This window comes from Duganella dendranthematis (assembly GCF_012849375.1).
Taxonomy (GTDB): domain Bacteria; phylum Pseudomonadota; class Gammaproteobacteria; order Burkholderiales; family Burkholderiaceae_D; genus Rugamonas; species Rugamonas dendranthematis.
Genome location: NZ_CP051684.1, coordinates 737,298 through 763,963, shown reverse-complemented (window position 1 = coordinate 763,963; position 26,666 = coordinate 737,298). Strand labels below are relative to the sequence as shown.

Sequence of the window (26,666 nt, the reverse complement as noted above, 5' to 3'; positions counted from 1 at the left end):
CTATGTACCCCGATCGCGTTGTCTCCGGCATGCGTCCTACCGGCGCCATGCATCTGGGCCACTACCACGGCGCCCTGAAGAACTGGGTCAGGATGCAGACCGAGCTGCCGTGCCTGTTCTTCGTGGCCGACTGGCACGCGCTGACCACGCACTACGACGACCCCACGGTCATCGAGCGCAGCACCTGGGACATGCTGGTCGACTGGCTGGCGGCCGGCGTCGATCCGTCGCAATCGACGCTGTTCATCCAGTCGCGCGTGCCCGAGCACGCCGAGTTGCACCTTCTGCTGTCGATGGCCACGCCGCTGGGCTGGCTGGAGCGGGTGCCGACCTACAAGGACCAGATCGAGAATCTGGCCACGAAAGACCTGGCAACTTACGGCTTCCTCGGCTATCCGCTGCTGCAGGCCGCAGACGTGCTGATCTACCGCGCCAGCCAGGTGCCGGTCGGTGAAGACCAGGTGCCGCACATTGAAATGATGCGCGAGATTGCGCGCCGTTTTAATCACTTGTACGGCAAAGAAAAGGGTTTCGAGGAGAAGGCGCAAGATGCTGTCAAAAAGCTGGGCAGCAAGCGCGCCAAGCTGTACAACGAACTGCGCACCGAATACCAGCAGGACGGCAAGGACGAGGCGCTGGAACAGGCCAAGGCCATGCTGGACGATGCCCAGAGCCTGTCGATGGGCGACCGCGAACGCTTGTTCGGCTATCTGGAAGGCAGCCGCAAGCTGATCCTGGTCGAACCGCAGGCACGCCTGACCGAAGCAGCCCGCCTGCCGGGGCTGGACGGCCGCAAGATGTCCAAGAGCTACGGCAACGCCATCGCGCTGCGCGAAGACAAGGAATCGGTCAGCAAGAAAATCAAGACCATGCCCACCGACCCGGCGCGCGTGCGCCGCACTGACGCCGGCGATCCCGAGCGTTGCCCGGTGTGGCAGTTCCACCAGGTGTATTCCGATACAGCCACCAAGGAGTGGGTGGTCAAGGGCTGCAAGTCGGCCGGTATCGGTTGTATCGAGTGCAAACAGCCGGTCATCGACGCCATCATCAAGGAACAGGAGCCGATGCACGAGCGCGCCCAGCCGTATCTGGACGACCCGTCGCTGGTGCGCGCTATTGTTGCCGACGGCAACGATGTGGCGCGCAAAATGGCACAGGAAACCATGCGCGATGTGCGCGAGGCCATGGGCCTGGTCTATACGTAAAAGCAGGTAAATCAAATGAGCGATCAAATCTCGCCCTGGGTGCAGCGTTATGCGCCCCTGGTCCCCGGCGGCGCCGTGCTGGACCTGGCATGCGGCAGCGGCCGCCATTCGCGCCATATGGCGGCGCTGGGCCACGAGGTGGTGGCGGTCGACCGCGACCCGGCGGCGCTGGCGGCCACTTGCGGGCCTGGCATCACTACCAGTGCTATCGACCTGGAAGAAGAGGGCGCCGTCTGGCCTTTCGGTCCGCAGCGTTTTGCCGGCATCGTGGTCACAAACTACCTGCATCGGCCGCTAATTGCCGACATGCTGGGTAGTCTGGCGCCAAATGGCGTGCTGATTTATGAGACCTTCGCCGACGGCAATGCGCAGTTCGGCAAACCGTCGAATCCGGCATTTCTCTTGCAGCCGGGCGAATTGCTGGCGCTGGCTGCCGCCCACGGCTTGCGGGTGGTGGCGTTCGAAGACGGCGTCATCGACAGCCCAAAAGCTGCCATGGTGCAACGACTATGCGCCGTAAAGCCTGAATTTCCCCGAGAGGCGGCTCTATTACCGCCATTTTGAGCGTCGATTTGTCCCGCCGAATGCACCACGGGCGCAACCTATCGACTACAATCGTTGTTTTAATACTTTTAGCAGTGGTTTCCTATGATTAAGGGCAGCATCGTAGCAATCGTCACCCCGATGCACGCAGACGGCAGTCTGGACTTTGAGGGTTTGAACAAGCTGATCGACTGGCACATCGCCGAAGGTACGGACAGCATCGTCATTGCCGGCACCACCGGTGAATCGGCTACCGTCAGCGTGGAAGAGCATTGCGCGCTGATCAAGGCGACGGTTGCCCATGCCAAGGGCCGCATCCCGATCATCGCCGGCGCCGGCGCCAACTCGACCGCCGAAGCGATCAAGCTGACCCGTTACGCCAAGGAAGCCGGTGCCGACGCCACGCTGCAAGTGGTGCCGTACTACAACCGTCCTACCCAGGAAGGCATGTACCAGCACTTCAAGGCCATCGCCGAAGCGGTGGACCTGCCGGTGATCCTGTACAACGTGCCGGGCCGTACCGTGGCCGACATGAGCAACGACACCATCCTGCGCCTGGCCGCGATTCCGAACATCGTCGGCGTCAAAGACGCGACCGGCAACATCGGCCGTGGCTACGACCTGTTGCGCCTGGCGCCGAAATCGTTCGCCGTCTACTCGGGCGACGATCCAACCGCCATGGCCCTGATGCTGGCCGGCGGCGCCGGCAATATCTCGGTGACCGCCAACGTGGCGCCGCGCGCAATGGCCGATATGTGCCGCGCCGCCATCGCCGGCGACGTCGCCAAGGCGCTGGAGCTGAACAATAAAGTCTTCCCGCTGCACCAGAAACTGTTCATTGAGCCGAATCCGGTGCCGGTGAAATGGGCGCTGGCCGAAATGGGCAAGATGCCTGCCGGTATCCGCCTGCCGCTGGTGCCGCTGGCGGACGGTTATCATGAGTCCGTTCGCGACGCCCTGCGCGAAGCCGGCATCCTGTAAAACCCGTAGCAACGAGCAACGAGCCCCGACCTGGTCGGATCATATTTTGCTGCACTCAGCTTCTTAAAACAGTAACGACATGACTATTCGCAAGACAGCTTTTATTTCCTCGCAGCGCGCGCTGGTAGTGGGCGCCGTGGTGGCCACCGTGACCAGCCTGAGCGGCTGCGGCATGATCAGCTCGGTGGTGGGCAACGACAAGGTGGACTACAAGTCCGCCAAAAAAGCCAGTACGCTGGACGTGCCGCCGGATCTGACCCAGTTGCAAAAAGATAACCGCTATTCGCTGCCGGATTCGAGCAATGGCGTGGCCACTGCTTCCGGCTACAACGCCTCGAAAGCGGCGCAATCGGGTGCGCTGAACCAGACCGCCATCATTGTGCCGGGCCAGCCGGCCGCCGGCACCGTGGCGCAAGTCAGCCTGAACGACATCAAGGTGGAGCGCGACGGCAACCAGCGTTGGCTGATCATCAAGCAGACACCGGAGCAACTGTGGCCGCAACTGAAACAGTTCTGGGAAGATTCGGGCTTCACGCTGTCGGAAGAGCTGCCGGCGTCGGGCATCATGGAAACCGAATGGAACGAGAATCGCGCCAAGATTCCGCAGGATTTCATCCGCAATACCATCGGCAAGGTGTTTGACTCGGTGTATTCCAGCGGCGAGCGCGACAAGTTCCGCACCCGCATCGAGCGCCGCGCCGACGGTTCCAGCGAGATCTACATTAGCCATCGCGGCGTGCAGGAAGTTGCCACCGGTTCCGACAAGGAAACCACCAAGTGGATGCCGCGTCCGAACGATCCAGGCCTGGAAGCCGAATTCCTGGCGCGCATGATGAACAAGCTGGGCAACGGCGGCGAACAGCTGGCGTCGGCCAAGACGGCAGTGGAAGGCGCGATTGTGCAGCCTCAGCACGCCTCGCTGGTGGGCGCAGGCGCCGACCGTGCGGTGCAGGTGGACGAGGGCTTCGACCGCGCCTGGCGCCGTGTAGGCCTGGCGCTGGACCGCGCTGGCTTCACCGTGGAAGACCGCGACCGCACCCAAGGTATTTACTTCGTGCGTTATATCAACGACGCAACCGAAACCAAAGGTTTCTTCAGCAAGCTGTTTAGCTGGGGTTCGTCGGATGAGGCGGATAAAGAAGCGCAGCGCTACCGTATTTCGGTCAAGGCTAACGAAGGCAATACCAGCATCGTGAAGGTGTTGAACAATTCGGGCCAGCCGGAAACCAGTGCTGTCGGCGAAAAGATCGCGACGCTGCTACATGAACAGTTGAAGTAAAAGAATTGCCGCTAATCGCGGCGTGAAAACCGCCAGCCTGAACGCGCTCAAGATCGCGCTCAGTGCTGGCGGTTTTTTTTATATGTCTGAAATTAATTCTATAAAACTCGGGACGAAAAAAAACCGGCCGAAGCCGGTTTTTTTACTCAAGCTGATATTACTTCGAAGCAGCTGGAGCAGCAGCGGCTGGAGCAGCAGCAGCGTCCGAAGCAGCAGGAGCAGCAGCAGCTGGAGCAGCAGCGTCAGCTGGAGCTGGTGCTGGAGCTGGTGCTGGAGCAGCGGCTTCTGGAGCAGCTACTGGAGCTGGGGTAACGGTGGTGGTTTCTTCTTTTTTCGAGCAAGCGGTCAGAGCAACAACGGCCAGCAGGGAAGCGATCAGCAGGGATTTTTTCATGGATTTTCCTTAGTTAATTCAAAAATTAAACACAGTGTTGCGATTAATAATTACCGGTAATTATCGCTCAATTAGGTCGTCTTCGAAGGCTTTCGTACCTAAAAGGTGCCTACTAGACAACGGAAACTTCCTAGCCGAATATTATAGCGATTTTTAGTGCATCGCAATAGTTCTATAGACCTAACGCATAACTATTTTGCGATATCGCAACATTTCGTTTTGGACCTCATTGACACGCTATCTACCGTGTTGGCAGCATTTTACTCCTAAGCCGCTCATAATCCAGTGAAGTTTGCTACCAAAGCGGGGGTAGATTCTATCCAAATTGTAAGGAAACGTTCCAGGCTGATTTGCAGGTCTTGCGGACCGTTAAATACGGCTTCCCCACGGAAATGGTCTGCATGAAACCGGCGCACCATATCGCGCTGATCGGCGATGCAGAACGAGTCGGTCAACTGGCGTAATGGCTGGCTGGTGCGACGCGCTTCGATCAAGTGGCCATAGTCCTTCAGCAGGCGCAGGAAACGCGGCGCCTCACGTTCGATCAGACGGCCGTCGTGCGCCACCAGCTGCAATTTGCCGCCGGCGTGCAGGAAACGGCGCAGCTCGGTCTCGGTGGCGCTGCTGCCCAGCTGCCAGATGCTGTAATCCGGATCGAACATCTGCAGCGTGTGCTGCGCGCCGGACAGGCAAGTGGCCAGGTGCTGCTGAAATTCCGCCCGCGTGGTGAAGGGAATGACTTGTCTGTCCATCTTGCCGTCTCCGCAATTAGCCTAACTCGACCCAGCCGTCCTGGTACCAGGTGTACAGCGCTTCCAGCACATCGTCCGAGGCGGCGGCAAACTCCGCACCTTCCAGGCGGCGATTGTTGGCCAGCAGTTCCAGCGTGGCCTTGTCCTGCTTGCCGACGCCGAACGATTCGCCGTTGATGAAGACGTTCTTGCCGCGATACAGCATCTGCGTCTTGCGCGACAGGACCAGGCCTTTCTTTGCCACCGCGTCGCCGAACTTGCCGACCGTGAGCGGCTTGGCCGGGCCGGTGAAGAACACATTGTGCTTCGGCTCGGACATGTACTCGCCGAAGAAGATGGTGATGTCTTCCTCGGTGAAGCGGACCTTGTTCAGTTCCTCGGTCAGCGCGGTCAGCATGTGGCGCGGGATTTCGGCCGGCTTGCTGGTGGCTTCCAGCTCCGGGTCGGCGTAGCGGCCCGGCAGGTCGATCGAATCGGCCATGAACTGCAGGAAGTTCTCGCCCAGTTCCTGGTATGACGGCGAACGGAAGCCGATCGAATAGGTCTGGCAGTCGCCGATGGCGATGCCGTCGTGCGCATAGTGCGGCGGCAGGTACAGCATGTCGCCCGGATTCAGAACGAATTCTTCGTTCGGGGTGAAGTTGGCCAGGATTTTCAGCGGCAAGCCGTCGATCAGCGACAGGTCCTTCTGCGGACCGATGCTCCAGCGGCGCTGGCCCTGCGCTTGCAGCAGGAAGACGTCGTAGGAGTCGAAGTGCGGGCCGACGCCGCCGCCGTCGGTGGCAAAGCTGACCATCAGGTCGTCGAGGCGGGCGTCCGGCAGGAAGCGGAACTGGCGCAGCAGTTCGTCGGCTTTGGCGTCGAACAGGTTGACGCCCTGGACCAGCATGGTCCATTCGCGCTTGTCGCGCGCCGGCAGGGTTTCCAGTGGGCCGTGCTGCATGGCCCATTCGCCGTCGAAGCCGGTGACCAGGCGCGATTCGGCGTGGTTGGTGGACGCCAGTTTAGTCAGGGCGTCAAAGCTCAGCAGCGGCTTGAAGCCGGGGATGGCGTTGCGGATCAGCAGTGGCTTTTTATGCCAGTAGTCGCGCAGGAATTGGGCTGGCGTGATGTCGCCGAGGAGAGGTAATTTTTTCATACCGCGATTATAAACCCCCAACCGACAGAGGGGTCTGACCCCGCATGGGGTCAGACCCCGCCACTGAGCGTGGTGTGGGGTACTGCTAGCGCGTGTGCAGCCACCTTGCATGCGCTGCGCGGGCCAGCCAGTCGAGCGCGAAGCCGAGGATGCCGATCAATACAATCGCCGCCATCAATTCGTTATACGCCAGCCGGTCGCGCGCATCCAGGATGAAGTAGCCCAGCCCCGCCGACACGCCCAGCATCTCCGCCGGCACCAGCACAATCCAGATAATGCCGATCGCCAGCCGCACGCCGGTCAGGATGTCAGCCGTGATCCCCGGCAGCACCACCTTGAACACCGTCTCGCTGCGCGTGGCCGACAAACTGCGCGCCAGCAGCAGCCAGTTGGGATCGAGCCGCGCCACGCCGCTGGCGGTGTTGAGCAAAATCGGCCACACCGCCGCAAACGCCAGCAGGAAGTACACCGGCGCGTCACCCACGCCCAAGGTCATCACCGCCAGCGGCATCCACGACAGCGGTGACACCATGCGCAGCAGCTGGAACAGCGGCATGGCAGCCGCAGCGAAGCGTTTCGAGCTGCCCACCAGGACACCCAGCGGCACGCCGATCAGCACCGCCGCCATCAATCCATACCCAACGCGCCGCAGACTCAAACCGATGTCGCGCCAGATATCCGGCCCTTGCAGCATCTGCGCCAGCGCCAGTGCGGCCTGCTGCGGCGCGAAGGCTGCGGCGATCGGCGTGTCCTTCTCCAGCGCCGTCACGCCGGCCTGCCACAGCACCAGCGCCACCGCAAAGCCCAGCAGCGGCAGGCCCAATCGTTTCAGCGGCATCAGATGGCCAGCGTTTCAGTGCGCATCAGGTTCGCCGGCAGGCCAAAGGCTTGCGGGCCGCCGACGGCGGTAATCGCCTTGCGCACGAAGCGGTCGTCCACCAGATCCTTGGCGACATAGGCGGGATCGAGTTTTTGCAGGAAGCCGGTGTCGCCTTCCAGACGGACCTTTTGCAAGGCGCGCACCATCTGCTCGGTGTACGAGGCAAACGGGTAAGGCTGGAAGTCGATGCGACGCTGGTTCCAGTCCTTGTGCACGATGATGCCGCTCTTTTCGTAGTCGGCGTAATCGGTCACGGTCAGCACCTTCGACAGCACTTGCAGCGCATGCGGCGTGTATTTGTGACTATCGCTGTTGGACAGCAGGCGCGCGGTGTCGAGCTGGTTGGAACGGGTCCACAGCTGCGCCTTGACGATGGCGTTGGTGACGCGCTGCGCCCACTCCGGACGGGTGGTGATGTCGCGCTCCGACAGGAACGTCACGCAGCAGGCGTGGTTCTTCCACACGTCGCCGGAGAAGCGCAGCACCTTGCCGACGCCGGCGGTTTCGGCCAGCGCGTTGAACGGCTCGGCGACGATGAAACCGGCGATCGATTTGCTGGCCAGCGCAGACACCATCTCGGCCGGCGCCAGCACGATCAGATTGACTTCCTTCGGGCCGATGCTGCCATCGCGCCCCTTGCTCACCACCGACAGGCCATTCTTGGCCAGGATCTCCTGCAGCAGCACATTGTGGATCGAGTACCAGAACGGAATCGCCACCGTCTTGCCACCGAGGTCGGTGACTTTGTTGATGTCCTTGGCGACCGTCAGCGCCGAGCCGTTGATGTGGTTCCACGCCACCACTTTGGCCGGGAACTTGGCGCCGTAGCGTACCGACATGGTGGCCGGCGACAGCAGGTGAATCACGTTGACCTGGCCGGAGACGAAGGCTTCGATGATCTGTGCCCAGCTGCGGAACAGGCGTGGCGTTTCGGCCTGCAGGCCTTCCGCTTCAAACAGCTTGCGGCCATGCGCCACCAGCAGCGGCGTGGCGTCGGTGATCGGCAGGTAGCCGATCTTGACCGGCTGGTCGTCGCCTTTCGGGCCTTGCTGGGCCATGGCGTCGCCGGCGAACAGCAGCGGCGCGGCGACGCTGGCGGTACCCAGAGCGGACACGCGCAGGAAGTCGCGGCGGGTCATGCCGCAGTCGCAGTCGGAGGATACGCAGATGTGAGGTGCTTGGGTCATATAGTGCTTTCTGTCGTCATAGTGGCGGTGGTGCGTTGGCCTTGTAGCGCGGCCAGGATGTCAAGCCGCAGCGCGGCGACGGCGGCGCCGTCGGCAAAGCGCGGGCGGGGCAGGTCGACCTGCCATTCGCGGACGATGGCGCCGGGACGGCCGCCCATCAGCACGATGCGGTCGGCGACCAGGATGGCTTCGTCGATGTCGTGGGTGACCAGCAGCACGGCGGTGTGCCAGCGGTGGACCACGTCGACCAGCAGGGTTTGCATTTCGGCGCGGGTGATGGCGTCCAGCGCGGAGAACGGTTCGTCGGCGAACAGCAGTTCTGGCTGACGCGCCAGCGCGCGCGCCAGGGCGACGCGCTGCGCCATGCCGCCGGATAGCGCGGCCGGGTAGCGTTTTTCGCTGCCGGACAGGCCGACGGCGTCAATTGCGTCCTGTACGCGCCGTGTGTGCTCCGTGCGGGCGATCTTTGGCTGGCGCGCGAAGTCCAGGCCGAAGCCGACGTTGGACGTGACGTTCAGCCAGGGCAGCAGGCTGGCTTGCTGGAACACCAGCGCGCTGCGGGGACTCGGTTCGGTCAGCGGTTGATCGAGGAATTGCATGCTGCCGGCGCTGGGGGGCTGCAAACCGGCCAGCACGCGCAGCAGCGTGGATTTGCCGCAGCCGCTACCGCCCAGCAGCGCGACAATCTCGCGCGGTCGCACGCCGAGTGAGATGTCTTTAAACGTAGGCTTGCCACCAGCGTAGGCAAACGTCAGGCCGTCGGCGCGCAGCGCCCAGCCGTCCGCCGCCGGATCGTCGCTTGGCGCCGGCTCGTGCGTCACTCGCCCGCCGTCGCGGCTCATTGCGTCGCCGCCGCGTGCTTGGCCAGCGCTGCTTGCAGTTGCGTGATGCTCGGCGTGATCACCGGGATGAACGCCGATTCGCGCCAGCGGCGTGCAAAGCCGTCTTCTTCCTGCACCAGATAGGCGTGGCCGCCCTTAGCTTGCAGCTCCAGCGTAACCGCCTGCTGCACCAAGTCCGCCAGCGCAATGCGCAGCTTGAACATTGACGGCGCAGCGGTGACGAAGCGACCATCGGCCACACCATCCAGCAATTGCGCCGTCAGCGCCGCCAATGCCTGCTGCGCAGCGGCGATCTGCTCACCAAGCTGACCGCGCGCGGCTGCCGCCACCTGCGATGCCTTGTCCAGCGACGCTGTGGCGAGGCCGATCGACATCCCGCATTGCATTCCGAGGAACGCCGGCCGCACGCGCGCCAACCATTCCGGCGCCTGCGCTGCGATAACGTAATCGGCCGGTGCCGCCACATTCTCCAGCCGCACCGCAGCCGTGTGACTGCCTCGCATGGCGATCAGTTGCAGGTTGTCGCTGCGCTGCACGCCATCGTCACCGCTGGCGAACATCGTCACCAGCGGCGTTGATCCATCCACCGGCGCCACGGCAGCCGCCGCGACAAAACGCTGCGGTCGCAGATTGGTAATCCATGCCAGCTTGCCATTCAAACGCCAGCCATCGCCATCGGCCGTTCCCTGCACCGACAACGGCTCCATGCCAGACAAGAATTTCATCGCATTGGACAAACCGGTGGCGCCGGCCAGCGAACCATCCAGCAACGAAGGCAGCAAGCGGTCGCGCAGCGCCGTGTTGGAACTTTGCAGCAGATATTCGATAAAGCTGCGCTGGCCCCAGTACACAAAGGCCGCCGTCACCGAATAGCGCGCCACATCGGCGATGCCGAGAATGGCGTCGCGCACGTCGCCATATTCGCCCGGCTCACCGCCGAGCGCCAGCGGCACGCCGGCGCGGAAGCTGCCATGTGCAGCCAGCGCCGGCATCACTTCATCGCTGAGCGATTCCGATTGATCGAGCGTGTCGGCGTTCTGCGCCAGCCAATCGTGCAAGGTCGCCATGCTTAGACCGCGCCGGGCAGGTAAGGCTGCAACTGCGGATTGACCGGCGTGCCGGCCAGGCTGTTGGCGAAGTTGCACAGCGTCGCCAGGCTGATGCCCAGCACCACTTCCAGCGCCTGCTGCTGGTTGTAGCCGGCGGCCAGGAAGGCTTGCAGGTCGGCGTCGTCGACGGCGCCACGGCGCGCGATGACGGCGGTTGCAAACGCAGCAACGGCGTCCAGCTTGGCGTCGCCGGTTGGCGCACCTTCGTGCAGTGCCCGTACCGCTTCGGCGGATTGGCCGGCTTTCTTCAGCCAGATGGCGGTGTGGCCGGCGACGCAGAAGTCGCAGCCGTGGATGCGGGCGGCGGTGATCTGCACCACTTCGCGTTCGGCCAGCGACAGGCTGGCGCGCGCGTTGATGCCGGAGACGGTCAGGTAGGTTTCCAGCGCCACCGGCGCGTTGGCCAGCACGCCGATCAGGTTAGGCAGGTAGCCATTGTTGGCAATCGCTTTTTCGACGAAGGGGCGGCTGTCTTCAGGCGCGGTGTCGAGGGTGTGCAGGGTCAGACGGGACATGGTGGGCTTTCATAAACATTGACGACATATTATCAGCGCGCCACGGATTTGACACCATGTCCAAAAGTCGCGCTTTTGTGTTCAAACGTCTTTTTATGGGCAACCCGCACAGCGCTGCGGCCAGGGTCAGACCCCGTACGGGGTCTGACCCTTTCGTCTTGGGGTCATCCGGCGGCGCGCAGTTGCCGGCGATAAGCGCCGGGCTGCTCGCCGACGATGCGTTTGAAGGCGCGCGTGAATGCGGCATGCGACTGATAGCCCACATGGCTGGCCGCTTGCTCGACCGAGTCGCCGGCGTTCAGCCGCTGCGTGGCCAGCCGCATGCGCAGGTGCAGCAGGAACTGCGCCGGCGTGACACCGCCAGCACCGGTGAAGTGCTTGCAGAAGGCCGCCCGCGACATATGCGCAGCCGCTGCCATGCGCGCGATCGACCACTCTTCGCCGGGACTTTGCAGCATCTGGTCCAGCAGTGCCATGAACTCGCCGCGCTGCGCCAACGCCAGCAGCCCGGCGCTCAGGGCTTCGCGCTGGCTGGCGTGGCGGATCAGGTAGAAGAACAGCAGCTCCACCAGCCGCGCAATCAGCGGCGATGGCTTGTCCGGATCGCCGCCAGTTTCGGCCAGGATCATGTCGAACAGCGCTGCGGTGTGGCCCAGCGCAGCGTCGCCGCTGCGGCACACCAGGTAAGCGGGGAAGGACGCCACCACCAGCGGACTCAAAGCGCCGCTGAAGCGGAAGAAGCCGCAGGCCAGTCCGGCGCTGTCCGGCTCCGCCGCGCCGCCCAGCGGCCGCATGGCCGGGCGCTTTAGCGGGATGGCCGGATCGGCCGAAGGGCTGAGGAAGTGCGGCACGTCGCTCATCAGGAACACGCCGTCGCGCGCCTGCAGGTGCAGCGGCGGCTGGCCGTCGATGTGCAGATAGCAGTCGCCTTCCAGCACCAGGTGGAAGCTGGCCAGCGCCTTGCCGGCCGTGGAGGCGCGCCATGGCCCGCAATAGCGGCCCACGTGCAGCGCGGCGGCATCCAGCTCGATGCTGTTTAACAGCCATTGGGCGAGTTTGTCGGAGGTGGCGGCTTGCATGGCCATGATTGTAAAACGTGTGGCGTGCTGCGGCCAGAACGGATTCGGCATATCCTTATGCGGCCAGCGTGGCAAAGCGGCCCCGCGCCGATCCAAGGTATAATCCGGGGCTAATTACAGAAAGGATGCATAACATGAAGATTGCCAAGAATACAGTCGTGACTGTGAACTATAAACTGTCCGATGCCCAGGACAATCTGATCGAAGACGGCCGTCAGCCTATGGTTTACCTGCACGGTGGCTACGAGAACACCCTGCCGAAAATCGAAGAAGAACTGGATGGCAAGGAAGTCGGCTACTCGTCGATTATCCAGATCGAACCGGAAGATGCGTTCGGCGATTACGACGCAGCGCTGGTCAAGGTCGAGGCGCGTAACCGCCTGCCGGAACCGCTGGAAGTGGGTATGCAGTTTGAAGGCATGCCGGACGGCGAAGGCGACGATGAGGCCATGATCTTCACCGTGACCGATATCGCTGACGACAAAGTGGTCCTGGACGGCAATCATCCGCTGGCCGGTATGGCACTGCGCTTCTCGCTGAGCGTCGCTGACGTGCGCGAAGCCACCGACGAAGAAATCGCCCACGGTCACGTGCACGGCGCCCACGGCCACCACCACGGTGACGAGGACGACGAAGGCGAAGAGGGCGACCACGTCGCCATCCACCCGATTCACTAATCGGTTGTAGACCTTAGTCGCTTGCCGCGGCGCTGCCGCCCTTGATGGAGAACAGGGCGGCGGCGCCCGGCGTTACGTGCACTTCGGCCCAGTCCGAGGTCATGGTCACATGCCCCACATTGCCGCGCCATTGAATGGCCGGTTCAGGATGCGCTCCCGGCGCTACCGGCTGGGCATCAATCAGCAATACCGTCCCTTTGTATTTTTCCGCCATGCTGCGAATCTGTTTGCGCGCTTCGGCAAAGCCATCCTGTTTGGTCCGGAAACTGGACAGCAGCGAAAAACCTTCTTCCGCCGTGACGCCGGCATCGCCATCCGAGAACAGCACCAGGCCATGCATTTTTTCGCGTTCGGCCAGCGTGAATAGCCGATGCAGCCACGCGCGGTTGGCCACCAGCCGGTCTTCGAATTCGCTGTTGCGGCCCGCTTCCGGGCGATAGTGGTTGTTATTGGCCGGCAGGTTGATGGTGGCGAATAGCACCTTGCCGTATTCCCAGTGCGAGTTCTCCGCATAGCTGCGGAACTTGGCGGTGGCCGACAAGCGCGTTACCTGCAGGCGGCGCGCGCCGAGCGATTCGGCATCGACGTAAAACACTTCGCGCAGGCGGTTCAGGCGTTCGATGGCGTTGGAGCGGCCGGCCGAATTGAGGCACGCGCTCCAGTCGCTGCCCGCCAGCGACACAATCATCGGCGCCGACGATTCATTCAGCAGCTCGCGGCGTTGCGCATACAGCTTGTCGCTGCATGGCTCGGTGATCGACTTGATGCCGGTGGCGACGACGAAAGCTGGATTGGCTTGCGCCGCTTCTGTAATGGCGCGCTTGAGCGCCGCTTCATCGCGACCGTGCTGCAGGGGATGGCCGATGACGCCGAATTCGAAGTTGCGCGGCGCTGCCGGCGCCGATGTCGGCGCGGCGTGGCCAACATGCGCCGCCATGACCGCCAGCACCATCAAGGCGGTTGGCAGTGTGCGGCGGCGCATGCGCGGCGTCATGCTTGCGCCGACTCCGTCAGGCGCTTCAGCTGATACAGGCGGTCCAGCGCTTCACGCGGCGTCAGCGCGTCTGGGTCCAGATCGTCCAGCGCGTCGAGCAGTTCGCGCATCGCCGGGCTGGTGGCGGCGGCCGGCGTTGCGACTTCTTCGTCATTGGCGTCGACCGACGGCGCGGCAAACAGGTCCAGCTGCGGCGTGGCGTCCAGCGCCTGTGCTTCCAGTCGCGCCAGATGCTTGCGCGCGGCCTTGATCACCGGCTGCGGCACACCAGCCAGTTGCGCCACCTGCAAGCCGTAGCTCTGCGACGCCGGGCCGTCCTGCACTGCGTGCAGGAAGACGATGGTGTCCTTGTGCTCCACCGCCGACAGGTGCACATTGCTGGCGGTTGGATGGCTGTCCGGCAGCTGCGTCAGTTCGAAGTAGTGGGTGGCGAACAGCGAGAAGCTGCGGCTGGTCTCGATCAGATGGCGCGCAATCGCCCACGCCAGCGCCAGGCCGTCGAAGGTCGAGGTGCCGCGGCCGATTTCGTCCATCAGCACCAGCGAGTTTTCGGTGGCGCCGTTCAGAATCGCGGCAGCTTCCGTCATCTCCACCATGAAGGTCGAACGGCCGCCGGCCAGATCGTCGGTGGCGCCGATGCGGGTGAAGATGCGGTCGATCGGGCCGATCACGGCGCTTTGCGCCGGCACGTAACTGCCCATGTAGGCCAGCAGCGTAATCAGCGCCACCTGGCGCATGAAGGTCGATTTACCGCCCATGTTAGGACCGGTAATCAGCAGTAGGCGGCGTTCGTCGACGAAGCGGCAATCGTTGGCGATGAAGCGTTCGATCTGGTTCTCCACCACCGGGTGGCGGCCTTCCTTGATATTGATGCACGGCGTGGCCACCAGCTCCGGCGCGCACCAGTTGTGGCGCAGCGCGTGGTCGGTGAGGGCGGTCAGCGTGTCCAGCTGCGCCAGTGCGCGGGCGATGGTTTGCAGCACACCGATGAACGGCGCGAGGTCGCCAAGCAGCTGGTCGTACAGCATCTTCTCGCGCGCCAGTGCGCGGTCCTGCGCCGACAGCGCCTTGTCTTCAAACGCCTTCAGCTCCGGCGTGATGTAACGCTCGCAGTTCTTCAACGTCTGGCGGCGGCGGTAATCGTCCGGCACCTTAGTGGCCTGGCCGTTGGTGACTTCGATGTAGAAGCCGTGCACCTTGTTGTACTCCACGCGCAGATTGGCGATGCCGGTGCGGGCGCGCTCGCGCGTCTCCAGGTCGACCAGGTACTGGCCGGCGTTTTCCGACAGGCCGCGCAGCTCATCCAGCTCCGCGTCGAAGCCACGCGCGATGACACCGCCGTCGCGCACCATCACCGCCGGTTCCGGCATGACGGCGCGTTGCAGCAGATCGAGGCAGGACTCCGGCGTGGCTAGGTCGGCGTGGATGGCGGCCAGCAGGCCTTGCGCATCGGTCAGCGTGCGCTGCATGCCGTGACGCAGCGCCGGCAGCTGCACCAGGCCGTCGCGCAGGCTGGCCAGGTCGCGCGGACGCGCCGACAGCAAGGCGATGCGGGTCGTGATGCGTTCGATATCCGGCACCTGCGCCAGCGTGTGCGACAGCGAACCTGTGGCGTCGGCCTGCGCCAGCGCGGCGATGGCCTGATGACGCGAACGCGCCATGTTCTGGTCGCGGCGCGCATGGTGCAGCCAGTGGCGCAGCAGGCGCGACCCCATGGTGGTGCGGCAGTGGTCCAGCAGCGAGAACAGCGTCGGCGATTCCTGGCCACGGATGGTTTCGGTCAGCTCCAGGTTGCGGCGGGTGGCGGCATCGAGGCCGATGAATTCATTTTCCGTTTCGGTGGTCAGCGTGCGCACGTGTTGCAGGCCGCGTCCTTGCGTCGACTGCGCGTAACGCAGCAGCGCGCCGGCGGCGCCGAATGCCGCGCCCAGGCCATCGGCGCCAAAGCCGGTCAGCGTGGCCACGGCCAGTTGATCCAGCAGCGCCTTGTGGCCGCTGACGACGTCGAAGTGCCACTCCGGCACGCGGTTGACGTGGCAGGCGGTGTACTCTTCAAATAGCTCGCCATTATCGCCGCGCAGCAGTTCGGCCGGGGCGATGCGTTCCAGCTCCTGCTGGATGCGCGTGTTGACCGTGTGAGCGTCGCCGGAGAATTCCATCAGGCGCAGCGCGCCGCTGGCCAGCGACAGCCACGCCAGGCCGGCGGTGGCGACCTTACGCTGGCTGATGATGGCCAGGGCCAGCAGCGGACGTTCCGATTTTTCCGGCAGCAGATCGGCATCGGTCAGCGTGCCTGGCGTGACCACGCGCATCACCTTGCGTTCGACCGGGCCTTTGCTGGTGGCCGGATCACCGATCTGTTCGCAAATGGCGCAGGATTCGCCGATCTTGACCAGCTTGGCCAGATAACCTTCCAGCGAGTGGAACGGCACGCCGCACATCTTGATCGGCTGACCGCCCGACGAACCGCGCGCAGTCAGCGTAATGCCGAGAATGCGCGACGCCTTTTCCGCGTCTTCATGGAACAGCTCATAGAAATCGCCCATGCGATAAAACACCAGCATGTCGGGATGCTGGTTCTTGATGCCCATGTACTGCTGCATCATCGGCGTGAGCTTTTCGGTAGGACTGTTCTTGACGGCGGCGGCGTTGATTTCGTTCGGGACGGTGGTCATTGTTTCTTTTCGGCAGTGCGATAAGGCTGGTTTTGCGGGAGCGAAAATCGCCCCCGTGCGTAACCCGTCATTCTACCGCTTCGGCCGCGCTACTGGTGAAATCACACCTTTGTCATGGCGAAGGTGGCTTCAACGGGGGGTACGGGACTTTTTCATCCGGGTACCAAAACGTTTTGTGGCAACTTTCGCATGCTTTGTCCAGGGCATCGCCCAATTCCAATAAGGCCTTCACATTGCGCGTGTCCGTGGCCTTCAGCAGTTCTTGCGCAGCGCCGCGCAGGTTCAGCGCCATGCTGTTGAAGACGGCGCGGCGCGTGTCGATTTGATGCTGGACTTCAGCCGAACTGTAGACACCGGGGCCGGCCGATTCAAACGGCGTATCGGCTACTTTGCGATCAGGTATCAACAGCAAGTTGCTGGCTTCCAGCAGACGCAATACGGCCCGTCGCTGCGCTTCCCAATCTGCATCTGTTCTGGGGTAATTCTCGACGACGCCTTTCTTGGTGGCGATGGAGCCGGTGGCGTTCCAGATCACGTCGGCTTCCGGATCGACGATCTGATTCATCAGATCCTGCAAGGTGATCTGCGCCGCATAGGGCGGTATATTGACGAATGCCGCTTTCGTGGGCGCGGGCGTTTCCGGTTGCGGTTTGCATGCCGCCAGCAGCGCCAACGCTGCCAGCCCGATCAGGCGTCGAAGATGGCGTGTGGGTATGATCATAAATCGTAGGCGTCCGGACCAGGTGGGGTTTTAGGCAAGGGGGTGTTATAGCCGAAGCCGCGGCCGCCGTCTGGACCGATCACGCCGGCTCCCGGTCCGATATGTTCGCGCTCGACATTGTTCTCGTTGCAGGAGTATTCGCCTACGCCGCGCCCGTCGCCGCCGTAATTCCACTTGCGCGTGAATTTGAAAGGCGCGCGGTAATACTTCAGGTCTGTCACGGTCTCTTCCAGTTGCAGGTGGTGGTAATCCGGACGCGACCAGCGTTCGACCACGGTGGTTTGGTCGCTGGTGGGATTGCCGTTTTCATCGAGCCAGATTTTCTCGAACGAAGAATCGCGCAAGCCGGTGGTTTCAATCACCAGCGTATCGCCGTCCCAGTACGCTACATTGGTGCCGAAATATGTCTTGGTGACCTGGTCTTTCGGCGGCAAGTTGCGCTTGGGGCCGACAGCCGCCGAACGGTGCGTGGTGTAGTGATAGAGCGTACTGAAGCGGTCGGTGGTCTGCAGGATTTCAAACGGCAGCCCGCTGCTGTTGTGGCGCGGGATGCCGCCGTTGATGCAGACTGCTTCCGGGTCCGGCGTATGGTTTTGCGAGTAGATCATCGCCCGCTTGCCCTTTTCGCTCAGCGGCAAAATGAAGCCAGGCTGGTCTTTTCCGTGATTCCCGCCAGGCACGCCTTTTTCACGCGCACCTTGCCAGAACCCACTCAAGTCCGGCTTGCCATCCGACAGGCGCGGCGTCGCGACTGGCGGGCCGTTGTAGATGAACGGCCTGAACATTTCAGTTTCCGCATCGCCGCTATCAGCCTGGGCCTGCGCCGGACGCGTGGCAGCCGGCTTTTTTTGCGCCAGCGCGTTGCCGCTCGAGGCCGCCAGTACACTCAATAACAAGACACTTTTCGCCAAGCTCATGCACCTGATCTCCGTATTGATTCTATTCACTTGGCCTCCGGCTTGGGTGGCAAATCCGATGGTTTCGGTTTGTTTTTGCGATATAGCCAGTAGCCGGTGCCGCGACCGTCGTCGTCCACCGCGCCCAAGGGCCAGTCCGGCACGAGCTGCTTGTCCGGCCCGAAGTAGCGATTGCCGTCGGCGCCGATCTTGCCTGGTCCCGGCTCCAGTTGCGTGGTGACCCAGTGGGTGTTCCACTCGCAGGAAAACTCCTTCAGCGCTTCACCTTCCGGCGCCAGTACAAACTTGCGCGTGTACTTGATCGGCTTGCTGTAATACTTGGCATCGGTCAGGGTGAATTCCAGATTCAGGTGGTGATAATCGGGACGTGTCCAACGCTCAACCAGCACGGCCTCAGTGCTGATGGGATTGGCATTGTCATCGGCCCAGACCCGGCCTTCGCCGCTGCCCTTGAACGCATGCGAACGAATCACCAGCGTATCGCCGTCCCACTTGCCGATGCCGTTGCCGCTGTAACGCGGATCGGGATCTGGCGCTGGCTTGCGGTCGTCCAGCCAGGCCAGGCGATGCCAACCCAGTTGATGAAAGCTGGCAAAGCGCACACCGTTATGTTGAATTTCAAACGGCAGCACGGCAGTGAGCGCGCGCGGGATGCCGGTGACGATGCAGCGCGCTTCCGGATCAACGATTTTGGTGTTGGCGGCCAGCGCAGCCTTGCCGGCTGCCGTGTAGGGCAACTGGAAATTCGGCAAATCCTTCCCCAGATTGCCGTCGGGCTTGTCGGCTTCGTGCAGCAGCTTCCAATAGCCATTCAGCAGCGGTTTGCCTTTGGCATCACGCGGCGTGCTGACAGGCTTGCCAGCATATTCAGTGCCGAGCCAGATGGCTTCGGACTTGGTGGTGATGCTATCCGGCTTGGCTTCATCGCGGTATTGCGCAGAGGCCGACAAGGCTGCCGCGGATAGAGCCAAGCCAACCGCCATATGCAGCGGATTGATTCGAAGAGGCATTGGATTCTCTTGGGGAAGTGATTTAAGGAAAGCGTAATTTGCCAGCAAGCACGCACCCCGTCCAATAAGCTTATTGCATATCCATATCTTAAGTACGCGTTTGGTCGGGGACATATTTGCAGGTAAGCTGCACGCACCTCGTCAGCTATTGGAGATCCACCTTGAAGAAAATTTTCCCCCGCGCCGTGCTGGTTCTGGCGGCTTTGACAGTTGGCCCGCTGGCCTCTGCCCACCATTCCTTTGCCGCGCTGTTCGACGCCAACAAACCGATACGCCTGAAAGGGACGCTCACCAAAATTGAATGGACCAACCCGCACAGTTATTTCCACGTCGACGTGGTCGACAGCAAGGGCGTCACCAACAGCTGGGCGGTGGAAGGTGCGGGACCGGGCGCCTTGTCGCGTCGCGGTTTCAAAAAGGGCGACGTGAAAGTTGGCGATACGCTGATCGTGGATGGCTACCTGGTCAAGAAGGCCGGCGTGCGTTTGATTGATGGCCGCGTGGTGACCTTGCCCGACGGCCGCGTGATCAATGGCGGCACCGATGGCGATGGCGGCCCCGGCGACAGCAAGCCTGCCGAGACGCCGAAGCCGGCTGGTGCCTGAGTCAACGATTGATTCAATATTGTAATTAGCTTACGCTGCCGGGCCGCATATCGGTGTGAGGTTTTATTCTTCGACAGCAGTGTGTGCCGCGTGGAAAATCGGGCTTTCGTTCACTAAATGATGAAAGCGCCGAGATGAGTTCAAATCCAAAAGATCACCACAACGTTCCATTAACTGCGCTGGCTCTGGCGGTTTCCCTGGCCCTGATTGCGCCCGCGCAGGCGGCCGATCCGGGCGCGGAGGGGAGTGTGGTGGTGGTTACCGGTTCGCGCGTGAGTGGACGCACTGTGGAGAATAGCGCCTCGCCGATCGACGTCCTCACGCAGGAAGATTTGGCCAACAGCGGTTCGGACAATCTGCTCGGCGCGCTGGTTGCGCTGGTGCCGTCCTTCAATCTGCCGGGCCAATCGCCGCAACCCGATTTGGGCAGTATTGTGCTCGGCGTACAACAGCGCAATCTGTCGCCGGCGTACACGCTGGTACTGATCAACGGTAAGCGCCGCAACACCACGGCGGTGGTCAACGAGGGCGGCTTCGCCGGCTCGGCTGCGGTGGACCTGGGCTTGATACCGACCAGCGCGATCGACCACGTCGAAGTGTTGCGCGACGGCGCATCGGCATTGTACGGTTCGTCGGCGATTGCCGGCACCGTCAACGTGATACTGAAACACAATGCGCAAAGCGGCAGCGTCGTCTTTAAAGGCGGCTCCACGTTCAAAGGGGGCGGCGAGAACGGCAGCATTGCCGTGGACCAGGGCCTCGCATTGGGCGAGGGCGGTTTCGTCAACCTGTTCGGGCAATTGAGCAAGCAGAAACCGGCAATCCGCAGTTCGCCCTTGAATCCGAACTATTTGTATTACCCTGCGATCAAAGCCGACGGCACCTTGTCCACCACGCTCGGCGCCAACAACACATTGCCAGCCGGGGCCAAGCCGAATCCCAAGGAAGCCACGCGCGACAATGCGCCGTGGAGGAACAGCGGACAAAAACTCGACGTCAGGAACGCCAGCGTCGGCTTCAATGGCGAGTATGACCTGGGCCGCGACCTCACCGTCTACAGCTTCGGCACGTATGCCGACCGCCGCGCATATTCGGCGCAGAACTTCCGCAGCCCGTTTTCCATCTATAGCAGCACGCTGGCGCGGACCAACGGCTGGTACGGGTTTTATCCAGACGGCTTTACGCCGCAGGAATCCACCTCCGACCGTGAGGCGCAACTGGTGGCCGGTATCCGTGGCGTGCTTGGCGGCTGGAATTGGGACTTGAGTACCAACTACGGCAAGGACAAGGTCGATGTCTACACCGTGGATTCCGCCAACTACGCGCTGCCAGCTTCTGCCGGTCAAACCGATTTTTACATCGGCCAGAACGCTTATTCCCTGTGGTCGAACACGCTAGATCTGACCCGCAGTGTGGAGACCGGTTGGACCGCCAAGCCGCTGAATCTTTCGGCCGGTCTCGAATATTCCCAGGAACATAGCCAGCTCAAGCCGGGCGAGCCCAACGCCTATCTGGGTGTGATTCCGGGCGACGGCGGCAGTGGCAGCGGCGGTGCGCAATCGCTGCCCGGTTATCTGCCGCGTGATGCGTCCGATACCAAGCGCCATAGTTATTCCGGCTATCTCGGCGCCGGCGCCAACATCACCAAGGAATGGTTCCTCGACGGCGGCCTGCGCGGCGAGCATTACTCGGATTTCGGTAGCAGCGGGGCAATCGGCAAGCTGTCGACGCGCTATGACTTCAGCCCGGCGTTTGCATTACGCGGTACCGCCAGCAATGGCTTCCACGCGCCGGCACTGCAAACCGTCTCGTTCAGCAATACGTCCGGCCGCCCGAATGGCCTGATTTCCTCGCTGGTGAGGCCGGACTCGGCGGCCGGCCTGGCGCTGGGCGCGGTTCCTCTGGCGCCGGAAAAAGCCAAGGGCTACACTCTCGGCATTACCGGCGACGTCGCGTCGCAATTCAATTACGCGCTGGACTTTTATCAGACGGAAGTGCAACACACGCTCGGCACTTCCGCCTCCGTCGGCCTGGACCGCACCAACGCGGACGGCCAATTCCGCGACGCCACCGGCGCGCTCCTGACGCCTGCGCAGCTGGCCGTCCTGCAAAACTACTTTACGACGGCCGGGCTGGCCATTCCGCAGCAAGGCAATGGGCTGACGGCGCATTACTTCACCGATGTCGGCGACGTCCGCAGTCGCGGCCTGGACTTGACCGTCGATGGCAAGCACCGTCTGGGCGATGGTGTGTTGAGGTGGAACTTCGCCGCGAATATCAATACCAGCGCATTCACGCGCATTTCCGGCATCCCGGCGAAGTTGCAGGGGCTGCCCAACATCACCACCTTGTCGCTGACCAACCAGCAGAACACGCTGTACCTGGCGCCGCGTGACAAGCAAATCCTCAACGTCAATTACAAAAGCGGCGCCTTCACCGTCAATGTGATTGAAACCCGGATTGGCAAAGTGCGCCGCTTCTGGACCAACGCCGACAACGCCGCGGCCGGTCTCCCGACCACCGGAGAATGGAACGCCGGCAAACTCTGGACCACCGACCTGACGCTAGGCTGGAATCTGGGACATGGGTTTGACGCCAAAGTATCCGCCTTCAACCTGTTCAACGAACGCGCGCGACGCGTGCCGGATATCTCGCGCACCAACGCGTCCAAGGGCCAGTATCTGTACGCCTTCGACACCAGCGGACCGCTGGGCGCCGACATCGGCACGCAGTATGCCGCCACGCTGAATTACAAGTTCTAAGGAGCGATGCAATGCCTGTTGGCATTTTTTTTGACGAGTTGGCGGCGCTGCCTGTCAGCCAACTCATTGGTGAATCACTGAATCTGTTCACCGCGCTCGATGTGATCCATGTGGTGGGCGTCTTGCTGCTTGCGGGCAGCATTGCGGTCGTGGACTTGCGTTTGCTCGGCCTCGCGTTTCCGGAGGTCGGGCTGGCGACGCTGCAAAAGCAAGTCCTGCCGATCACCATACTCGGCGCCGTGCTTGTTTTCCCCAGCGGCATCGGACTGTTTTTGCCGCAAGCGGCCAGGATATGGGTCAACCCGCTGCTGCAAGCCAAGCTGCTGTTGCTGATATTGGCCGCGCTGAACATCGGCTATTGGCACTATAACTTTTCGCGCCATGCGCAATGGAGCAACGCGCCGGTGCTGCCGTGGCAAGCCAGATTCGCCGGGGCTTCCTCGCTGCTGTTATGGACGGGCACGCTGATCGCCGGCCGCCTGATCGCTTTTTATATCTGAGGAATTACGATGTCTGTCCACACGCATCCAGCGGTCATCGAATGGCTGGCGCAAACTTCGGTCGCCCATACTTTCAACGAAGCCGATCCCTGGATTTTCGCCGCCGTCATGAGCATCCATTTGCTCGGCATCGCGCTGGCATTCGGCACCTCCCTGATACTCGATTTGCGCCTGGTCGGAATCGGCCTGCGGGCCAGTTCGGCGGCGAGTATCGCTCAAAACGTGCAGCCCTATTTGCTGGCCGGATTGAGCGTCGCCTTGCTCAGCGGCTTCTGGTTGTTTGTTGCCGATGTATTGAAATTCTGGGCGAACCCGGTATTCAAAACAAAACTGGTGCTGCTCATCGTGATGACGGTGGCGCAGATATGGCTGCTGCGTAGCGCCAAACATGACGCCGCGCCAGCAAGGCCGGTTGCCGCGCTGATCGCGCTGACGTGGCTGGCAACAATTATTGCGGGCCGCTTGATTGGTTTACTTTAAGGGATGCATTCAATGAACAGAACACTGTACTGCCTGATAGCAGGCTTGATCCTTGGTGCCGGCAATGCCGGCGCGGCAGACGCCACGCTGGCCGAGCAGGCCCGGCAAATCCATCAGCGGATTATTGCCATCGACAGCCACGTTGATCTGCCGTTCGATTACCCAGGCGCGGCGACGGACGGACCCACGCAGATCGATCTTCCAAAAGTGGCGCGCGGTCAGTTGAAGGGGGCGGCGCTGGCGGTATTTGTCCCGCAAGGCCCGAGAACGCCGGAGGGTTACGCCAAAGCGAGCGAAGAGGCCGAGAAGAAATACCAGCTGATCAAGTCCTTCGCCGAGGACAATCCGGACAAGGTGGCGCTTGCGTACACGCCGGATGACGTGCGGCGGCTTGCAGGGCAGGGCAAGTTTGCGGTATTGATCAGCGTGTTGAACGCCTATCCGCTGGGCACCGATGTGAATCAACTCGACGCTTGGTACCAGCGCGGCGTGCGCGTGTTGGGCTACACCCATGCGGGCAACAATCAGTGGTCCGATTCATCCCGTCCAAGCAAGACACTCAACGATACGCCGGACCAGAGCGGCGGTTTGACGGAGCTGGGCAAGCAGGGCGTGGCTCGCCTCAATCGGCTCGGGGTCCTGATCGATGTCTCGCAGCTGACGACGCCGGCGCTCAAGCAGGTGCTGGCGCTGACCAAGGCGCCGGTCGTAGCGACGCACTCCGGCCTCAAAGCCATCGTGGATGCGCCGCGTAATCTGAGCGACGAGGAATTGGATCTGATCAAGCAGAATGGCGGCGTGGTGCAGGTAGTCGCGTTCAGCAACTATCTGCGCAAGGCGCCGGAAGGCGTGAAGGCAGCTCCGGCGACCGTGGCGCAACTGGTGGATGCGATTGCTTATGCCGTCAAGAGAATCGGCGTCGATCACGTCGGCATCGCGTCGGACTTCAATCACGGCGGCGGCGTGCAAGGCTGGGACAATGAGGGTGAAGCGCAAAATGTCACCATCGAACTGCTGCGGCGCGGATATGCCGAGGGCGACATCGCAAAGCTATGGGTGGAAATTTCCTGCGCGTGCTGGGCGAGGCGCAAAAACTGGCGACGACACATTAACCGACTTAATCACCGGGGAATGCGACAGCCGCTAGCCGCTCGAACTCCACGGGCTTGGTCAAATGGGCATCGAAACCCGCCTCGGCTGCCCGATGACGATCGCTGTCCTGCCCCCAGCCAGTCAGGGCGACGATGCGAACCCCGGTCCCGCTCATGGCACGCATGCGTTTGCACGCTTCGTACCCGTCCATAAAGGGCAAGCCGATGTCGAGCAAAACGATGGCAGGATCGAATTCGCCGAGCAAGTCGATCGCAGGTTCAGCAAGATAGCTGATGCGCACGTCGCTGCCATGGTGTGACAACAAGTGTCCCAGCGCCTCCGCAGCGTCCCTGTTGTCGTCGACCACCAGGACCCGCAGGCCTGCCAGTTTTGCTGCTGCAGATGGTATGGATTGAGGTGCAGCCAGGCTCGCCAATGCGGGTGCTGGAATACGAATGACAAACGTGCTGCCGGTACCCGGGCCTTGGCTTTCGGCACTGAGTGTGCCGCCATGCAGGCTGACCAGGCTTCGCGCCAGGGCCAGGCCGATGCCCATGCCGCCATGACGCAGGGCACTGTCCGGGCGGGCTTGGGTGAACAGTTCAAAGATGGTGGGCAAGGTGTCCGCAGCGATGCCGACGCCGGTATCCGTGATCGCGATCACCTGCTCAACCTGAGATGGACTTGGCCCAGGATCGAGGCGCGTGCTGAGGATGATCTTGCCGCCGGCAGGCGTGAACTTCACCGCGTTATGCAAAATATTCGACAGCACCTGCGACATGCGTGTGGCGTCGACATCCAGCCGCCGCTCCGGTTCGTCCATCTCAACCTGCAATTCGAGACCCGCGGCGACCAGTGCACTGCGGTTGGCTTCGACGGCGGTTTCCACCAGGCTGCCCAAGGTGACGGTCTCGTGTTGCAGCACGACCTTGCCGGAGGTAATGCGCGAGACGTCCAGCAGGTCGTCGATGAGACGCACCATATGGGTCGTCTGGCGCTCCATCATGGGCTGCACTTTGGCGACGATGGGCTCATGCATGGCGCGCTTGAGCAGGTCGGTGCCGGTCCGGATCGGCGCCAGCGGATTGCGCAGCTCATGGGCCAGCACCGCCAGAAACTCATCCTTGCGGCGCGCGCCTTCGCGCAGCGCTTTTTCGCTACTGCGCAGCGCTTCCTGTACCTCGATCCGTTCGATCAAATCGGCCGCCTGGCGGCCCAGCAGGTCGAGGAAACGCAGTTCGCGCTCGCTCAGTTCGCGAGGCGCATGCCAGTGCGTGGAAAACATGCCCATCGGTTGGCCGGTGCGGCTGATCAGCGGCGTGGACTGGGCTGAACTGAAACCTGCGTCTGCATGTAATTTGATCGAACCGTCCGGATCAGGGGCGTCGCGCCGGAATTCGACCATGGCGCGCTTGCCGGTGGACAGGGCAATCCCGCACGGGGAGCCGGATGATGCATCCACGCGCGCAAAATGAGTCAATATGTCCGGAGCGAAGCCGCGCGTGGCGAGAAAGGTCAGGGTATTGCTATCCTTGTTGTGCAATTGAATCGTGCCGGCATCGGCCTGCGTAATATTGATCGCAGCATCAAGAATCTCGCCGAACAACGCGTCGCTGCCTTCCGTGCCGATCAGACGCGAGGCGACATCCCGCAATAAACGGGTGTCCTGCAGTTCGCGTGAAATGGCCTGGGCATTCTGGTCCCGCTCTGACTCACGGGCAGCAAGGTTACGGACCACGCTCACGGTGGCGGACACGGCCGACGCGAACACCGCCAGGCTGGCGACCACCCGCAAGTCTTCCTTGTCGAAGGTGTGACCCGGATCGTGCGCGACGATCCAGACGGTGCCGACCAGCTTGCCATTGTTGGCAAACGGCACCAGCAATACCTCGGTCGGTGGCGCGTGCAGGCTGGCGGTGTAGGGATAGGCGCGGACCACGTCGCGCATCAGCAGCGGCTCGCCTCTGCGCAGAACCTCGCCGCAAGGGCTGAAGTCGCGCGGCATGGTGCCGTGCAAATAACGAGCGTATTGGCCAGCGGTGGCGATCCACCGGAAGATTTCCTTGCCGTCTTCCGTCTCGGCAAGACTGAGCCCGGCCGACCCGGCAGCCGTCAATCGCAGTGCGACTTCCACCAGGCGCTGCGTCACCGACTCGGGATCGTTGGCCAGTTCGCCCATCAACTCCATCATCGCAGCGTTTTCCGCCTGATAGTTGGGGGCTTTCGACGGCCGCTGCTGAAGCAAGTGGGTGTGAATCACCGGGTCGGCGCTCCAGGGGAGGTCAACCGCCGCATGTAAAGTTTGAGCCACTTCATTCTCCATGGGATG

The 26,666-nt window shown here is 62.3% G+C and carries 24 protein-coding genes and 1 pseudogene; 10 read left to right on the top strand and 15 right to left on the bottom strand.

The window, feature by feature from the left end:
* Positions 1-2: 2 nt before the first annotated feature.
* From HH213_RS03590 to bamC, 4 genes are all read left to right on the top strand, one after another.
* Positions 3-1,205 carry a tryptophan--tRNA ligase gene (locus tag HH213_RS03590; protein ID WP_169110837.1) on the top strand — a complete coding sequence of 401 codons (1,203 nt, stop codon included), beginning with the start codon at positions 3-5 and terminating at the stop codon, positions 1,203-1,205.
* A 15-nt stretch (positions 1,206-1,220) separates the two neighbouring features.
* The gene (locus HH213_RS03585; RefSeq protein WP_169110835.1) at positions 1,221-1,769 is read left to right on the top strand and encodes a class I SAM-dependent methyltransferase; all 549 of its coding nucleotides are present in this window, start codon (positions 1,221-1,223) and stop codon (positions 1,767-1,769) included.
* Between the two features lie 84 nt (positions 1,770-1,853).
* Positions 1,854-2,729, top strand: coding sequence for a 4-hydroxy-tetrahydrodipicolinate synthase (dapA, locus tag HH213_RS03580; RefSeq protein WP_110844608.1), 876 nt, complete (start codon positions 1,854-1,856; stop codon positions 2,727-2,729).
* 79 nt (positions 2,730-2,808) lie between these two features.
* On the top strand, positions 2,809-4,008 hold the full coding sequence (gene bamC, locus HH213_RS03575) for an NlpB/DapX family lipoprotein (RefSeq protein WP_169110833.1): 1,200 nt from the start codon (positions 2,809-2,811) through the stop codon (positions 4,006-4,008).
* Positions 4,009-4,165: 157 nt separating this feature from the next.
* Here the strand turns inward: bamC and HH213_RS30000 are convergent, their stop codons facing one another.
* The 9 genes from HH213_RS30000 to HH213_RS03530 form a co-directional block, all read right to left on the bottom strand.
* Positions 4,166-4,402 (bottom strand): hypothetical protein, encoded by a 237-nt coding sequence (locus HH213_RS30000; protein ID WP_110844607.1) that lies wholly within the window; start codon positions 4,400-4,402, stop codon positions 4,166-4,168.
* A gap of 275 nt (positions 4,403-4,677) precedes the next feature.
* Complete coding sequence (locus tag HH213_RS03565; protein WP_169110825.1) at positions 4,678-5,154, bottom strand: DUF7931 domain-containing protein; 477 nt, start codon at positions 5,152-5,154, stop codon at positions 4,678-4,680.
* Positions 5,155-5,170: 16 nt separating this feature from the next.
* On the bottom strand, positions 5,171-6,292 hold the full coding sequence (locus HH213_RS03560) for a cupin domain-containing protein (protein WP_110844605.1): 1,122 nt from the start codon (positions 6,290-6,292) through the stop codon (positions 5,171-5,173).
* 85 nt (positions 6,293-6,377) lie between these two features.
* Positions 6,378-7,130, bottom strand: coding sequence for an ABC transporter permease (locus HH213_RS03555; RefSeq protein WP_174864388.1), 753 nt, complete (start codon positions 7,128-7,130; stop codon positions 6,378-6,380).
* Positions 7,130-8,359 (bottom strand): ABC transporter substrate-binding protein, encoded by a 1,230-nt coding sequence (locus HH213_RS03550; protein WP_169110823.1) that lies wholly within the window; start codon positions 8,357-8,359, stop codon positions 7,130-7,132. The genes HH213_RS03555 and HH213_RS03550 overlap by 1 nt, the downstream gene beginning before the upstream one ends.
* Positions 8,356-9,201, bottom strand: coding sequence for an ABC transporter ATP-binding protein (locus HH213_RS03545; protein ID WP_169110821.1), 846 nt, complete (start codon positions 9,199-9,201; stop codon positions 8,356-8,358). The genes HH213_RS03550 and HH213_RS03545 overlap by 4 nt, the downstream gene beginning before the upstream one ends.
* Entirely contained in the window at positions 9,198-10,268 is a 1,071-nt protein-coding gene (locus tag HH213_RS03540; RefSeq protein ID WP_169110819.1) for an acyl-CoA dehydrogenase family protein, read from the bottom strand. The genes HH213_RS03545 and HH213_RS03540 overlap by 4 nt, the downstream gene beginning before the upstream one ends.
* Positions 10,269-10,270: 2 nt before the next feature.
* Positions 10,271-10,825, bottom strand: coding sequence for a carboxymuconolactone decarboxylase family protein (locus tag HH213_RS03535; RefSeq protein WP_110844601.1), 555 nt, complete (start codon positions 10,823-10,825; stop codon positions 10,271-10,273).
* 164 nt (positions 10,826-10,989) lie between these two features.
* Positions 10,990-11,955, bottom strand: coding sequence for an AraC family transcriptional regulator (locus HH213_RS03530; protein WP_229263269.1), 966 nt, complete (start codon positions 11,953-11,955; stop codon positions 10,990-10,992).
* A gap of 83 nt (positions 11,956-12,038) precedes the next feature.
* Here HH213_RS03530 and HH213_RS03525 point away from each other — a divergent pair, with 83 nt between their 5' ends.
* On the top strand, positions 12,039-12,581 hold the full coding sequence (locus tag HH213_RS03525; protein WP_110844600.1) for an FKBP-type peptidyl-prolyl cis-trans isomerase: 543 nt from the start codon (positions 12,039-12,041) through the stop codon (positions 12,579-12,581).
* A gap of 13 nt (positions 12,582-12,594) precedes the next feature.
* On the opposite strand, the gene HH213_RS03520 is transcribed toward HH213_RS03525, so the two are convergent.
* From HH213_RS03520 to HH213_RS03500, 5 genes are all read right to left on the bottom strand, one after another.
* On the bottom strand, positions 12,595-13,575 hold the full coding sequence (locus HH213_RS03520) for a hypothetical protein (protein ID WP_110844599.1): 981 nt from the start codon (positions 13,573-13,575) through the stop codon (positions 12,595-12,597).
* Positions 13,572-16,250 (bottom strand): DNA mismatch repair protein MutS, encoded by a 2,679-nt coding sequence (gene mutS / locus HH213_RS03515; protein ID WP_169110817.1) that lies wholly within the window; start codon positions 16,248-16,250, stop codon positions 13,572-13,574. Before mutS ends, HH213_RS03520 begins: the two co-directional genes overlap by 4 nt.
* A 112-nt stretch (positions 16,251-16,362) precedes the next feature.
* Positions 16,363-16,971 carry a cytochrome c gene (locus tag HH213_RS03510; protein ID WP_169110815.1) on the bottom strand — a complete coding sequence of 203 codons (609 nt, stop codon included), beginning with the start codon at positions 16,969-16,971 and terminating at the stop codon, positions 16,363-16,365.
* Entirely contained in the window at positions 16,968-17,888 is a 921-nt protein-coding gene (locus HH213_RS03505; protein ID WP_169110813.1) for a hypothetical protein, read from the bottom strand. Before HH213_RS03505 ends, HH213_RS03510 begins: the two co-directional genes overlap by 4 nt.
* Positions 17,889-17,914: 26 nt before the next feature.
* Positions 17,915-18,898 carry a hypothetical protein gene (locus HH213_RS03500; protein WP_169110811.1) on the bottom strand — a complete coding sequence of 328 codons (984 nt, stop codon included), beginning with the start codon at positions 18,896-18,898 and terminating at the stop codon, positions 17,915-17,917.
* A 161-nt stretch (positions 18,899-19,059) separates the two neighbouring features.
* Here HH213_RS03500 and HH213_RS03495 point away from each other — a divergent pair, with 161 nt between their 5' ends.
* The 5 genes and pseudogenes from HH213_RS03495 to HH213_RS29995 form a co-directional block, all read left to right on the top strand.
* The gene (locus tag HH213_RS03495) at positions 19,060-19,503 is read left to right on the top strand and encodes a DUF6152 family protein (RefSeq protein ID WP_169110809.1); all 444 of its coding nucleotides are present in this window, start codon (positions 19,060-19,062) and stop codon (positions 19,501-19,503) included.
* 134 nt (positions 19,504-19,637) lie between these two features.
* Entirely contained in the window at positions 19,638-22,265 is a 2,628-nt protein-coding gene (locus HH213_RS03490) for a TonB-dependent receptor plug domain-containing protein (RefSeq protein WP_169110807.1), read from the top strand.
* 11 nt (positions 22,266-22,276) lie between these two features.
* On the top strand, positions 22,277-22,765 hold the full coding sequence (locus tag HH213_RS03485; RefSeq protein WP_169110805.1) for a DUF6644 family protein: 489 nt from the start codon (positions 22,277-22,279) through the stop codon (positions 22,763-22,765).
* Between the two features lie 9 nt (positions 22,766-22,774).
* Positions 22,775-23,245, top strand: coding sequence for a DUF6644 family protein (locus tag HH213_RS03480; RefSeq protein WP_169110803.1), 471 nt, complete (start codon positions 22,775-22,777; stop codon positions 23,243-23,245).
* Positions 23,246-23,248: 3 nt separating this feature from the next.
* Positions 23,249-24,247 (top strand): annotated as a pseudogene (locus HH213_RS29995) (dipeptidase); the annotation flags it as partial.
* 115 nt (positions 24,248-24,362) lie between these two features.
* Here HH213_RS29995 and HH213_RS03470 read toward each other — a convergent pair.
* Positions 24,363-26,660: a hybrid sensor histidine kinase/response regulator gene (locus HH213_RS03470; RefSeq protein WP_169110801.1), complete on the bottom strand. Its 2,298-nt coding sequence runs from the start codon at positions 26,658-26,660 to the stop codon at positions 24,363-24,365.
* Between the last annotated feature and the right edge of the window lie 6 nt (positions 26,661-26,666).

What these genes read in the sequence shown, in the direction of transcription:
- HH213_RS03540 (WP_169110819.1), bottom strand. Translation starts at nt 10,268, where the DNA reads ATGGCGACCTTGCACGATTGGCTGGCGCAGAACGCCGACACGCTCGAT.
- HH213_RS03560 (WP_110844605.1), bottom strand. Translation starts at nt 6,292, where the DNA reads ATGAAAAAATTACCTCTCCTCGGCGACATCACGCCAGCCCAATTCCTG.
- dapA (WP_110844608.1), top strand. Translation starts at nt 1,854, where the DNA reads ATGATTAAGGGCAGCATCGTAGCAATCGTCACCCCGATGCACGCAGAC.
- HH213_RS03525 (WP_110844600.1), top strand. Translation starts at nt 12,039, where the DNA reads ATGAAGATTGCCAAGAATACAGTCGTGACTGTGAACTATAAACTGTCC.
- HH213_RS03500 (WP_169110811.1), bottom strand. Translation starts at nt 18,898, where the DNA reads ATGCCTCTTCGAATCAATCCGCTGCATATGGCGGTTGGCTTGGCTCTA.
- HH213_RS03490 (WP_169110807.1), top strand. Translation starts at nt 19,638, where the DNA reads ATGAGTTCAAATCCAAAAGATCACCACAACGTTCCATTAACTGCGCTG.
- HH213_RS03535 (WP_110844601.1), bottom strand. Translation starts at nt 10,825, where the DNA reads ATGTCCCGTCTGACCCTGCACACCCTCGACACCGCGCCTGAAGACAGC.
- HH213_RS03550 (WP_169110823.1), bottom strand. Translation starts at nt 8,359, where the DNA reads ATGACCCAAGCACCTCACATCTGCGTATCCTCCGACTGCGACTGCGGC.
- HH213_RS03565 (WP_169110825.1), bottom strand. Translation starts at nt 5,154, where the DNA reads ATGGACAGACAAGTCATTCCCTTCACCACGCGGGCGGAATTTCAGCAG.
- HH213_RS03530 (WP_229263269.1), bottom strand. Translation starts at nt 11,955, where the DNA reads ATGCCGAATCCGTTCTGGCCGCAGCACGCCACACGTTTTACAATCATG.
- mutS (WP_169110817.1), bottom strand. Translation starts at nt 16,250, where the DNA reads ATGACCACCGTCCCGAACGAAATCAACGCCGCCGCCGTCAAGAACAGT.
- HH213_RS03555 (WP_174864388.1), bottom strand. Translation starts at nt 7,130, where the DNA reads ATGCCGCTGAAACGATTGGGCCTGCCGCTGCTGGGCTTTGCGGTGGCG.
- HH213_RS03480 (WP_169110803.1), top strand. Translation starts at nt 22,775, where the DNA reads ATGTCTGTCCACACGCATCCAGCGGTCATCGAATGGCTGGCGCAAACT.
- HH213_RS03505 (WP_169110813.1), bottom strand. Translation starts at nt 17,888, where the DNA reads ATGAGCTTGGCGAAAAGTGTCTTGTTATTGAGTGTACTGGCGGCCTCG.
- bamC (WP_169110833.1), top strand. Translation starts at nt 2,809, where the DNA reads ATGACTATTCGCAAGACAGCTTTTATTTCCTCGCAGCGCGCGCTGGTA.
- HH213_RS03585 (WP_169110835.1), top strand. Translation starts at nt 1,221, where the DNA reads ATGAGCGATCAAATCTCGCCCTGGGTGCAGCGTTATGCGCCCCTGGTC.
- HH213_RS03510 (WP_169110815.1), bottom strand. Translation starts at nt 16,971, where the DNA reads ATGATCATACCCACACGCCATCTTCGACGCCTGATCGGGCTGGCAGCG.
- HH213_RS03545 (WP_169110821.1), bottom strand. Translation starts at nt 9,201, where the DNA reads ATGAGCCGCGACGGCGGGCGAGTGACGCACGAGCCGGCGCCAAGCGAC.
- HH213_RS30000 (WP_110844607.1), bottom strand. Translation starts at nt 4,402, where the DNA reads ATGAAAAAATCCCTGCTGATCGCTTCCCTGCTGGCCGTTGTTGCTCTG.
- HH213_RS03470 (WP_169110801.1), bottom strand. Translation starts at nt 26,660, where the DNA reads ATGGAGAATGAAGTGGCTCAAACTTTACATGCGGCGGTTGACCTCCCC.
- HH213_RS03485 (WP_169110805.1), top strand. Translation starts at nt 22,277, where the DNA reads ATGCCTGTTGGCATTTTTTTTGACGAGTTGGCGGCGCTGCCTGTCAGC.
- HH213_RS03590 (WP_169110837.1), top strand. Translation starts at nt 3, where the DNA reads ATGTACCCCGATCGCGTTGTCTCCGGCATGCGTCCTACCGGCGCCATG.
- HH213_RS03520 (WP_110844599.1), bottom strand. Translation starts at nt 13,575, where the DNA reads ATGACGCCGCGCATGCGCCGCCGCACACTGCCAACCGCCTTGATGGTG.